Raw genomic sequence first — 11,292 nt, forward strand, 5'->3', positions numbered from 1 at the left:
GGAGCAGAGAGCGGGCAATCCTGCCCCGCTCTCGATTCGCGTCACGTGTTATTCGGTTTCCAGATCGATATCGATGCCGAGGGAACGAATTTCTTTGATCAACACGTTGAAGGACTCGGGCATGCCCGGCTCCATACGGTGATCGCCGTCCACGATGTTTTTGTACATCTTGGTACGACCGTTCACATCGTCCGACTTCACTGTGAGCATTTCTTGCAGAGTGTATGCAGCACCGTATGCTTCCAGTGCCCAGACCTCCATCTCCCCGAAACGCTGACCACCGAACTGCGCCTTACCACCCAGCGGCTGCTGGGTAACCAGGCTGTACGAACCGGTAGAACGAGCGTGCATCTTGTCGTCTACCAAGTGGTTCAGTTTCAGCATGTACATGTAGCCAACGGTAACTGGACGCTCGAACTTGTTGCCGGTACGGCCGTCGGTCAGCTGCATCTGGCCGCTCTCTGGCAGGTCCGCCAGTTTCAGCATGGCCTTGATTTCGCTTTCCTTGGCACCGTCGAACACCGGAGTGGCCATAGGCACACCGCCGCGCAGGTTGTTCGCCAGATCCAGAATCTCCTGATCGGAGAAGCTGTCCAGGTCTTCGTTACGACCACCGATCTGGTTGTAGATCTCATCCAGGAAGGTGCGCAGTTCTGCCACCTTACGCTGCTCTTCAACCATGCGGTTGATCTTCTCGCCCAGACCCTTGGCCGCGAGACCCAGGTGAGTTTCGAGAATCTGACCAACGTTCATACGCGAAGGTACGCCCAGCGGGTTGAGGACCACGTCGACCGGGGTGCCATTAGCATCGTGCGGCATGTCTTCAACCGGCATGATCACAGAGACCACACCCTTGTTACCGTGACGACCGGCCATCTTGTCGCCCGGCTGAATGCGACGACGGATTGCCAGGTAGACCTTGACGATTTTCAGCACGCCTGGAGCCAGGTCATCGCCCTGCTGCAGTTTGCGCTTCTTGTCTTCGAACTTGTCGTCCAGCAGACGGCGGCGATCAACGATGTAGGCCTGAGCCTTCTCGAGCTGCTCGTTCAGAGCATCTTCAGCCATGCGCAGTTTGAACCACTGGCCATGCTCAAGACCGTCGAGAACTTCGTCGGTGATTTCCTGACCTTTCTTCAGACCGGCGCCGCCTTCGGCTTTATGGCCGACCAGAGCGGAGCGCAGACGCTCGAAGGTTGCGCCTTCAACGATGCGGAACTCTTCGTTCAGATCCTTGCGGATCTCGTCGAGCTGGCTCTTCTCGATGGACAGTGCACGAGCATCACGCTCAACGCCGTCACGAGTGAAGACCTGTACGTCAATGACAGTACCTTTGGTACCAGTAGGCACACGCAGGGATGTGTCTTTAACGTCGCTGGCTTTTTCACCGAAGATCGCGCGCAGCAGCTTCTCTTCCGGAGTCAGCTGAGTCTCGCCTTTCGGAGTGACCTTACCGACCAGGATGTCGCCTGCGCCAACTTCAGCACCTACATAAACGATACCGGCTTCGTCCAGCTTGTTCAGTGCAGCCTCACCCACGTTCGGGATGTCCGCAGTGATTTCCTCTGGGCCAAGCTTGGTGTCACGGGCCACACAGGTCAGTTCCTGGATGTGGATCGTGGTGAAGCGGTCTTCCTGAACCACACGCTCGGACAGGCAGATGGAGTCTTCGAAGTTGAAGCCGTTCCACGCCATGAACGCGATACGCATGTTCTGACCCAGTGCCAGCTCACCCATGTCGGTGGACGGGCCGTCGGCCATGATGTCGCTGCGCTGAACCCGATCACCTTTTCTCACCAGCGGACGCTGGTTGATGCAGGTGTTCTGGTTGGAGCGGGTGTACTTGGTCAGGTTGTAGATATCGACACCGGCTTCGCCAGTTTCGACTTCGTCATCCGCAACACGAACCACGATACGACTGGCATCGACCGAGTCGATCACGCCGCCACGGCGAGCCACGACACAAACGCCGGAGTCACGGGCAACGTTGCGCTCCATGCCGGTACCTACCAGCGGCTTATCAGCACGCAGGGTCGGTACAGCCTGACGCTGCATGTTGGAACCCATCAACGCACGGTTGGCGTCGTCGTGCTCGAGGAACGGAATCAGCGACGCTGCAACCGAAACTACCTGCTTCGGCGAAACGTCCATCAAGGTGACGTCTTCCGGCGCCTTGACGGTGAATTCGTTCAAGTGACGAACAGCCACCAGCTCATCGATCAGCTGACCTTTGTCGTTCATGGTCGCCGAAGCCTGGGCGATCACGTGATCGGCCTCTTCGATGGCGGACAAGAACACGATCTCGTCAGTGACCAGAGCGTCTTTCACCACACGGTACGGGCTCTCAAGGAAGCCGTACTGGTTGGTGCGCGCATAGGCCGCCAGGGAGTTGATCAGACCGATGTTCGGACCTTCCGGCGTTTCGATCGGGCATACACGACCGTAGTGAGTCGGGTGCACGTCACGAACTTCGAAGCCTGCACGCTCACGAGTCAGACCACCTGGGCCGAGTGCGGAGACACGACGCTTGTGGGTGATCTCGGAGAGCGGGTTGTTCTGGTCCATGAACTGCGACAGCTGGCTGGAACCGAAGAACTCTTTCACTGCCGCAGCCACTGGCTTGGCATTGATCAGGTCTTGCGGCATCAGGCCTTCGCTTTCGGCCATCGACAGACGCTCTTTGACCGCACGCTCTACACGCACCAGGCCAACGCGGAACTGGTTCTCGGCCATTTCGCCTACGCAACGAACACGACGGTTACCCAGGTGGTCGATGTCGTCGACGATGCCTTTACCGTTACGGATGTCGACCAGAGTCTTCAGTACGGCAACGATGTCTTCTTTGCACAGGACGCCCGAACCTTCGATCTCGGTACGACCGATACGACGGTTGAACTTCATCCGGCCAACGGCGGAGAGGTCATAGCGCTCAGGGCTGAAGAACAGGTTGTTGAACAGAGTCTCGGCAGCATCTTTGGTTGGCGGCTCGCCAGGACGCATCATGCGATAGATCTCGACCAGCGCTTCCAATTGGTTGCTGGTGGAGTCGATCTTCAGAGTGTCAGAAACGAACGGACCGCAGTCGATGTCGTTGGTGTACAGCGTTTCGATGCGAACAACCTGGGCCTTGGCGATTTTTGCCAGGATCTCGGTGTTCAGCTCGGTGTTGCACTCTGCCAGGATTTCACCGGTAGCCGGGTGCACGATAGCCTTGGCGGTGGTACGCCCCAGGACGTAGTCCAGAGGTACATCCAGCTCTTTGATACCGGCTTTTTCCAGCTGGTTGATGTGGCGAGCGGTGATACGACGACCCTGCTCGACAATAACCTTGCCCTTGTCATCCTGGATGTCCAGAACGGCAATTTCACCACGCAGGCGCTGAGGCACCAGCTCCAGGCTCAGGCTCTCGCCTTTCACGTGGAATACGTTGGTGGTGTAGAAAGCATCCAGCACTTCTTCAGTGGTGTAACCCAGCGCGCGCAGCAGAACCGACGCAGGCAGCTTGCGGCGACGGTCGATACGGACGAACACGCAGTCTTTCGGGTCGAACTCGAAGTCCAGCCACGAACCGCGGTAAGGAATGATCCGCGCGGAGTACAGCAGCTTACCGGAGCTGTGCGTCTTGCCACGGTCGTGGTCGAAGAATACGCCAGGGGAACGGTGCAGCTGGGAAACGATTACACGCTCGGTACCGTTGATTACGAAGGTACCGTTCTCAGTCATCAGGGGGATTTCACCCATGTAGACTTCTTGCTCTTTGATGTCCTTGATCGCTTTGTTCGACGATTCTTTGTCGAAAATGATCAGACGAACTTTTACCCGCAAAGGTACGGCGTAAGTCACACCACGCAACACGCATTCTTTAACATCAAACGCCGGTTCGCCCAGGCGATAACCGACATACTCCAACGCAGCATTGCCGGAGTAGCTGATGATCGGGAAAACGGATTTGAAGGCCGCATGCAGGCCCACGTCGCGGAACTGATCTTTAGTCGCTCCCGCTTGCAAGAATTCACGATACGAATCCAGCTGGATGGCCAGGAGGTACGGCACATCCATGACGTCCGGCAACTTGCTAAAGTCCTTGCGGATACGTTTTTTCTCAGTATATGAGTAAGCCATCAGCGTTCCCCAGCTTGGTCACCTGCTTATTCGGCTTCTCCCGACGGGAGCAGCCAGAAAATCGTGCAAACCCTTTGGTTTGCGCCACCGCACAGGGTGGGTTACAGCACGTTAAAGGCACCGACCCAGTCGGCCGCCAATAACGGAAAAAGGCCGGTGGCAAAAGCCACCAGCCATCAGCCGTTCGCTTAACGCTTGGGCTGGAGACACAAAGTCGATGCTTACTTGAGCTCGACTTTAGCGCCTGCTTCTTCCAGAGCTGCTTTGGCTTTGTCAGCTGCTTCTTTAGCAACAGCTTCCAGAACCATGGCAGGAGCGCCGTCAACTACAGCCTTGGCTTCTTTCAGGCCCAGACCGGTCAGTTCACGTACAGCCTTGATCACGTTAACTTTCTTCTCGCCAGCTTCGGTCAGCATGACGTTGAATTCAGTTTGCTCTTCAACAACAGCGGCAGCAGCAGCTGGGCCAGCAGCGGCAACAGCAGCGGTAACGCCGAAGGTTTCTTCCATTGCTTTGATCAGCTCAACAACTTCCAGAACGGTTTTCTGGCCGATTGCTTCGATGATTTGCTCGTTAGTCAGAGACATGACTATAAATTCCTGTATTGGGGTGACAGCCTACGCAGCCATCAAATTAAACATATGATTTTGAAAGGGCTTGCGGTGCCTTAGGCAGCAGCAGCTTCTTTCTGGTCGCGAATAGCCGCCAGAGTACGAGCCAGCTTGCTGGTAGCGCCTTGAATCACGCTCATCAGCTTCGCAATAGCTTCGTCGCGAGTTGGCAGCGAAGCCAACACGTCGATCTCGTTTGCTGCGAGGTACTTGCCCTCGAACGCAGCTGCCTTGATCTCGAACTTGTCCTGACCCTTTGCGAACTCTTTGAAAATACGAGCAGCAGCGCCCGGATGTTCCTTGGAGAATGCAATCAGGGTAGGGCCGACGAACGCGTCGTTGAGCACGTCATATTGAGTGCCTTCAACAGCGCGCTTGAGCAGGGTGTTACGTACAACACGTACGTAAACACCAGCTTCGCGGGCCTCTTTACGGAGTCCGGTCATTGCGCCTACTGTCACACCGCGGGCATCAGCCACAACAGCAGACAGAGCGACTTTGGCAGCCTCGTTGACTTCAGCGACGATGGCCTTCTTGTCTTCGAGTTTAATTGCCACGGGTTTAACTCCTGCTTGTTACCGTTTCATCCAACCTAGGCTGGATGTCGTTTTGGTGTCTGATTCGGTAAGGAACCGGGAGCACCATCTGCGTAGGCTTGAGGTTTAAGACTTGCGTCGCCTACGGTCTTGGATAGCCCCCGCCAGGCAGGGACCCCAATTTTTTCAACTGGCACAATCGCTTGTGCCAGCCTGTGTCTTATACGTCCAGCGAGCCTTGGTCGATGACCAAACCTGGACCCATGGTGGTGCTCAGGGTAACGCGCTTGACGTAGATACCTTTCGAAGAAGCTGGCTTGATACGCTTCAGGTCAGCGATCAGGGCTTCAACGTTTTCCTTCAGCTTGACGGCGTCGAAGCCGACCTTGCCAACGGAGGTGTGGATAATGCCGTTTTTGTCGGTGCGGTAGCGAACCTGACCAGCCTTGGCGTTCTTAACTGCCGAGGCCACGTCTGGGGTTACAGTGCCGACTTTCGGGTTAGGCATCAGGCCACGAGGACCCAGAACCTGACCCAGCTGGCCTACAACGCGCATTGCATCCGGAGAAGCAATAACTACGTCATAGTTCAGGTCGCCGCCTTTCATTTCGGCAGCCAGATCATCCATACCTACGCGGTCTGCACCGGCAGCCAGAGCAGCTTCAGCAGCTGGACCCTGAGTAAACACAGCAACACGTACAGTCTTGCCAGTGCCGTGTGGCAGCACGGTAGCGCTACGAACAACCTGGTCAGATTTACGTGGGTCTACGCCCAGGTTCACAGCTACGTCTACGGACTCGCTGAACTTAACGGTCGACAGCTCGGTCAGGAGAGCGGCGGCTTCTACGAAGTTGTAGGCCTTGCCTGCTTCAATCTTGCCGGCGATAGCCTTTTGGCGCTTGGTCAGCTTAGCCATTACACACCCTCCACGTTAAGGCCCATGCTACGAGCAGAACCGGCGATAGTACGCACGGCTGCATCCATATCAGCTGCAGTCAGATCCGCGTTTTTGGTTTTCGCGATTTCTTCCAGCTGAGCACGGGTAACAGTGCCAACCTTAACGGTGTTCGGACGAGCGGAACCGCTGGTCAGGCCAGCAGCTTTCTTCAGCAGAACCGAAGCAGGGGTGCTCTTAGTTTCGAAAGTGAAGCTGCGGTCACTGTAAACAGTGATGATCACAGGAGTCGGCAGACCTGGTTCAAGACCCTGAGTACGGGCGTTGAAAGCCTTGCAGAATTCCATGATGTTCACGCCGTGCTGACCCAGAGCTGGACCAACGGGCGGGCTTGGGTTGGCCTGAGCGGCCTTAACTTGCAGCTTGATGTAAGCAGTAATCTTCTTAGCCATGAGGCACTCCAATTACGGGTTCAGACGCCTAGAAAGGCTCCCCGGTTACTTGCGCGTTTATCCCAGTGACGAAAAAACCCCACAGCCTAAGGCTGCGGGGTATGGGATTCTCATCCAGTTAGGCCTTCTCGACCTGACTGAACTCTAGCTCTACCGGAGTAGAGCGACCGAAAATGAGCACCGCCACTTGGATCCGGCTCTTTTCGTAGTTAACTTCTTCGACCGTACCGTTAAAGTCTGCGAATGGGCCGTCAGTAACACGGACCACCTCACCTGGCTCGAACAGTGTCTTAGGCTTGGGCTTATCGCTGCCATCAGCAACGCGACGCAGAATTGCTTCCGCCTCTTTATCAGTGATAGGCGCTGGCTTATCAGCAGTACCACCAATGAAACCCATGACACGAGGAGTGTCCTTGACCAAGTGCCAAGTACCCTCATTCATGTCCATTTGAACCAGCACATAGCCTGGAAAGAACTTGCGTTCGCTTTTGCGCTTCTGGCCATTGCGCATCTCAACCACTTCTTCAGTGGGGACCAGAATCTCGCCGAAGCCATCTTCCATGCCAGCCAGCTTTACACGCTCGATCAACGAGCGCATTACATGCTTCTCGTAACCCGAGTAAGCATGCACAACGTACCAACGCTTAGCCACGGGACACCCTTAGCCAACAATCAAGGAAACAAGCCAGCCAAGCAGGGAATCTAGCCCCCACAACAGCAACGCCATGACCAGAACCACAGCCACTACAATAAGCGTGGTCTGCGTGGTCTCTTGGCGAGTTGGCCATACGACTTTACGAATCTCAGTGCGCGCTTCCTTAACCAACACGAAGAACGACTTGCCCTTGGCAGTTTGCAGACCAATGAAGGCAGCAACTGCGGCAATGGCAAGCAGCGCCAATACGCGGTACAGGATCGGCGAAGCAGAATAGTACTGATTGCCAACAACACCAACAATCACCAAAGCAACCACAACGAGCCACTTGAGCAGATCGAAGCGAGAGCCTTGAGCTTCAGCCTTAGGAGTCATCTATGAAGATCCTGTGAAAAGAAAGCCAGACACATTGAGTGAATCTGGCAGGTCAGGAGGGAATCGAACCCCCAACCTACGGTTTTGGAGACCGTCGCTCTGCCAATTGAGCTACTGACCTAAAAACAAAATCAGGCCGACCATTATGTCGGCCCGATGGAGATATTTCAAGAACTTATTCGATGACTTTGGCAACGACGCCGGCGCCGACGGTACGACCGCCTTCACGGATAGCGAAACGCAGACCATCTTCCATCGCGATGGTTTTGATCAGAGTGACAGTCATCTGGATGTTGTCACCTGGCATTACCATTTCAACGCCTTCTGGCAGCTCGCAGTTACCGGTCACGTCAGTAGTACGGAAGTAGAACTGTGGACGGTAGCCTTTGAAGAACGGAGTATGACGGCCGCCTTCTTCTTTGCTCAGAACATAAACTTCAGCGGTGAACTTGGTGTGCGGCTTAACGGTGCCTGGCTTAACCAGAACCTGACCACGCTCAACGTCGTCACGCTTGGTACCACGCAGCAGAACGCCGCAGTTCTCGCCAGCACGACCTTCGTCGAGCAGCTTGCGGAACATTTCAACACCGGTGCAGGTAGTCTTCTGAGTATCGCGCAGACCAACGATCTCAACTTCTTCCTGAATGCGAACGATACCACGCTCAACACGGCCAGTTACCACGGTGCCACGACCGGAGATCGAGAATACGTCTTCGATTGGCATCAGGAACGGCTTGTCGATTGCACGCTCTGGCTCTGGAATGTAAGTGTCCAGAGTTTCTACCAGACGCTTAACAGCGGTGGTACCCATTTCGTTGTCGTCTTGGCCGTTCAGGGCCATCAGAGCCGAACCGATGATGATCGGAGTGTCGTCACCTGGGAAGTCGTAAGTGCTCAGCAGGTCGCGCACCTCCATCTCAACCAGCTCCAACAGCTCAGCGTCGTCGACCATGTCCGCCTTATTCAGGAAGACAACGATGTACGGAACGCCTACCTGACGGGACAGCAGGATGTGCTCACGAGTTTGCGGCATCGGACCATCGGCAGCCGAGCAAACCAGGATCGCGCCGTCCATCTGGGCAGCACCAGTGATCATGTTTTTGACGTAGTCGGCGTGACCTGGGCAGTCAACGTGCGCGTAGTGACGAATGTGCGAATCGTACTCTACGTGTGCAGTGTTGATGGTGATACCACGAGCTTTTTCTTCTGGGGCACTGTCGATCTTGTCGAAGTCAACACGAGCCGAACCGAAAACCTCGGAACAAACGCGAGTCAGAGCAGCAGTCAGAGTGGTCTTACCGTGGTCAACGTGACCGATAGTACCTACGTTAACGTGCGGCTTATTACGTTCGAACTTTTCCTTAGCCATCGAAATCACCCCTAGGAGAAGAATTGAGCAAGTCACACAAGCCATTAAAACAAAGGCAGATATTTTCATATCTGCCTTGTTATATGGAGCTCTTGAGCGGATTTGAACCGCTGACCTCACCCTTACCAAGGGTGTGCTCTACCAACTGAGCTACAAGAGCGTAACACTTTGCAAAACCTGCAAACTTGGAGCGGGTAGCGGGAATCGAACCCGCATCATCAGCTTGGAAGGCTGAGGTTCTACCACTAAACTATACCCGCGGAGCCTGCAGCTCTCGCTAAATCTGGTGGAGGGGGAAGGATTCGAACCTTCGAAGTCGTAGACGTCAGATTTACAGTCTGATCCCTTTGGCCGCTCGGGAACCCCTCCTAAGCGAGGCAGCATTTTACACTACGCTACCTTTCTGTCAAGCATTTTCTCAATAAAATCTTGAGGTTAGCTGCGTTGACTTAGCTCTGCTGCTTTAACCTCAAAGGTCTTCACTGCGGAGCGGGCGCCATTCTATGCAACCTATTCGACAGTTGCAAGCCCCTCACAAGGCATTATTTTATGTTTTAACTCATTGAATTCCTTAGCAAGGTTCTGCAGCTGTAGATCATCCAGCAAATGCTTGCTCTCAGGAGCCACACGCAACCAGAAACCAGAAGATCCAGGAACACTCAAGGACAGTAGCCTGACATCCGCCCCCAGCCCTATAAGCCGCTGCTCAAGCATCTGAGCCATATCTCGACGAGCAAAGCCCCCTAGATAGAGACAGCTTGCATCAACCTCTCCAACCCTCCCCTTATCCCTCCGCTCGACCGAATCTGCAGACTCACTCAACAAGCGAATATCTTGCTGAGAGCCTCGATAGAGCGAGAGAGGCATAACCTCTTTCGCACGAAGAGGTGCTTCCTGCTGATGCCAGATGTAATAGAAACCATTGAGGACCAGTAACAACAGAAACAGCCAGCGCATAAATACCTCGAGACGAAAGACAAGCCTTAGTCAACTCGAAAAACACAAATCACGAACAAACTGATCCTGCGAAACCAACACAACGCCCAGAGCAGCTATACAAGCCTCCCCACCTACTAGCCTAAGGTAGCGCGGGCACACTTCATGGTGTTTCGCAGCAAAACTCAAGGATCGTCACGCAACCTTAGACTGAGCTCCCCACCACTATAAGTTTTCTCTTCACCTTCAACGCTCAACCGCAACGCCCCTTGGCGATCAATACCCAGCACGACACCATCGATCTTATTGACCCCCGCAATCAGAGACACTTCGCGCCCCTGCCAGAGATGACCTTGCTCCCACTCGTCCTGGATAGCGGAGAAACCATCCAATCGATGACGCTCAAGATAAGCTACAAGGGTCTCACTCAATCGAGCAACCAGCTGATTGCGATCAGTAACCTGGCCAGACTCCAACCTTATCGAGGTCCACTCCTGATCAACCCCCTCGGCGCTCTGCATATTCACATTAATCCCAACCCCCAGGACCACATGACACACGTCCGCAGGATCGCCCACCAGTTCCAAAAGTATTCCCGCGACCTTCTTCTGACCAACCAAAACGTCGTTTGGCCACTTCAAACCCGCCCTTGGGATTCCATACTCACGAAGGGTATGCATAACCGCCAACCCTACGACCAAACTGAGACCCTCCAGTTGCCGGAGACCTCCATCTATGCGCAAGACCAGGCTGTAATAGATATTCTCGGCAAAAGGACTTATCCACTTGCGTCCACGCCGGCCACGCCCCGCGGTCTGACGCTCAGCTAGCACAAGAAAAGGAGCCACAGCCCCCCCCTCGATGGATCGCAGCGCCTCAGCATTTGTGGAGTCGATAGAATCAAAAATTCGAACGTCCCAAGCACTGCTGGGAGAAGAGCACCGACTTATCTCCGCGCTGCTCAACAAAGTGATTGGTGTGGCCAACTGATATCCACGACCTCGCACCTTATGGATGACAAGCCCTAATTCCGCCTCAAGAAGCTGTAACTGCTTCCATATAGCACTACGACTAACACCCAGCACCTCTCCGAGCGCCTGGCCCGAGTGAAATCGCCCATCCTTTAGAAGCTCTAACAACGTCGACATGCAGTATCCGCCTCACAATGAGCCCGGCATGATAGCCATGCCCAAAACCATTGCATAGAAAACACCACCCGGCGAGCAAGTCGATCGGGCAGATAAAAATCAAATCGACTTTTCTCCGCGCAAAAACAAAACCCCAATTGCTTTCGCAATTGGGGTTTCGGAATTTAATCTTGACGATGACCTACTCTCACAT

At 54.6% G+C, this 11,292-nt stretch carries 10 protein-coding genes and 4 tRNA genes; all 14 read right to left on the bottom strand.

From position 1 onward, the window contains the following. Positions 1–48: 48 nt before the first annotated feature. A complete protein-coding gene (gene rpoB, locus PQT43_RS20830; protein WP_016968678.1) occupies positions 49–4,122 on the bottom strand; it encodes a DNA-directed RNA polymerase subunit beta in 4,074 nt (1,357 codons plus the stop codon). 221 nt (positions 4,123–4,343) lie between these two features. Further along, a complete protein-coding gene (rplL, locus tag PQT43_RS20835) occupies positions 4,344–4,709 on the bottom strand; it encodes a 50S ribosomal protein L7/L12 (RefSeq protein ID WP_011063780.1) in 366 nt (121 codons plus the stop codon). Between the two features lie 80 nt (positions 4,710–4,789). After that, complete coding sequence (gene rplJ, locus PQT43_RS20840) at positions 4,790–5,290, bottom strand: 50S ribosomal protein L10 (RefSeq protein ID WP_016968679.1); 501 nt, start codon at positions 5,288–5,290, stop codon at positions 4,790–4,792. Between the two features lie 199 nt (positions 5,291–5,489). Further along, entirely contained in the window at positions 5,490–6,185 is a 696-nt protein-coding gene (gene rplA / locus PQT43_RS20845) for a 50S ribosomal protein L1 (protein ID WP_011063782.1), read from the bottom strand. Further along, complete coding sequence (gene rplK / locus PQT43_RS20850; protein ID WP_003176435.1) at positions 6,185–6,616, bottom strand: 50S ribosomal protein L11; 432 nt, start codon at positions 6,614–6,616, stop codon at positions 6,185–6,187. The genes rplA and rplK overlap by 1 nt, the downstream gene beginning before the upstream one ends. 118 nt (positions 6,617–6,734) lie before the next feature. Then, positions 6,735–7,268 (bottom strand): transcription termination/antitermination protein NusG, encoded by a 534-nt coding sequence (nusG, locus tag PQT43_RS20855; RefSeq protein ID WP_002555501.1) that lies wholly within the window; start codon positions 7,266–7,268, stop codon positions 6,735–6,737. Positions 7,269–7,277: 9 nt separating this feature from the next. Next, positions 7,278–7,646, bottom strand: a complete 369-nt coding sequence (gene secE / locus PQT43_RS20860) for a preprotein translocase subunit SecE (RefSeq protein ID WP_047306325.1) — start codon at positions 7,644–7,646, stop codon at positions 7,278–7,280. A 45-nt stretch (positions 7,647–7,691) separates the two neighbouring features. Then, positions 7,692–7,767, bottom strand: a tRNA-Trp gene (locus PQT43_RS20865). Between the two features lie 54 nt (positions 7,768–7,821). Next, positions 7,822–9,015 carry an elongation factor Tu gene (tuf, locus tag PQT43_RS20870; RefSeq protein WP_060841339.1) on the bottom strand — a complete coding sequence of 398 codons (1,194 nt, stop codon included), beginning with the start codon at positions 9,013–9,015 and terminating at the stop codon, positions 7,822–7,824. Positions 9,016–9,099: 84 nt separating this feature from the next. Further along, positions 9,100–9,175, bottom strand: a tRNA-Thr gene (locus tag PQT43_RS20875). A gap of 26 nt (positions 9,176–9,201) precedes the next feature. Beyond that, positions 9,202–9,275, bottom strand: a tRNA-Gly gene (locus tag PQT43_RS20880). Between the two features lie 24 nt (positions 9,276–9,299). Continuing rightward, a tRNA-Tyr gene (locus tag PQT43_RS20885) sits at positions 9,300–9,384 on the bottom strand. A 141-nt stretch (positions 9,385–9,525) separates the two neighbouring features. After that, positions 9,526–9,972, bottom strand: coding sequence for a hypothetical protein (locus PQT43_RS20890; protein ID WP_102865258.1), 447 nt, complete (start codon positions 9,970–9,972; stop codon positions 9,526–9,528). A gap of 164 nt (positions 9,973–10,136) precedes the next feature. Next, positions 10,137–11,099 (bottom strand): bifunctional biotin--[acetyl-CoA-carboxylase] ligase/biotin operon repressor BirA, encoded by a 963-nt coding sequence (gene birA / locus PQT43_RS20895; protein WP_102882403.1) that lies wholly within the window; start codon positions 11,097–11,099, stop codon positions 10,137–10,139. Positions 11,100–11,292 lie beyond the last annotated feature (193 nt).

It is taken from the genome of Pseudomonas sp. BLCC-B112 (assembly GCF_028550695.1).
In the GTDB taxonomy this organism is placed as follows: Bacteria; Pseudomonadota; Gammaproteobacteria; order Pseudomonadales; family Pseudomonadaceae; genus Aquipseudomonas; species Aquipseudomonas danubii.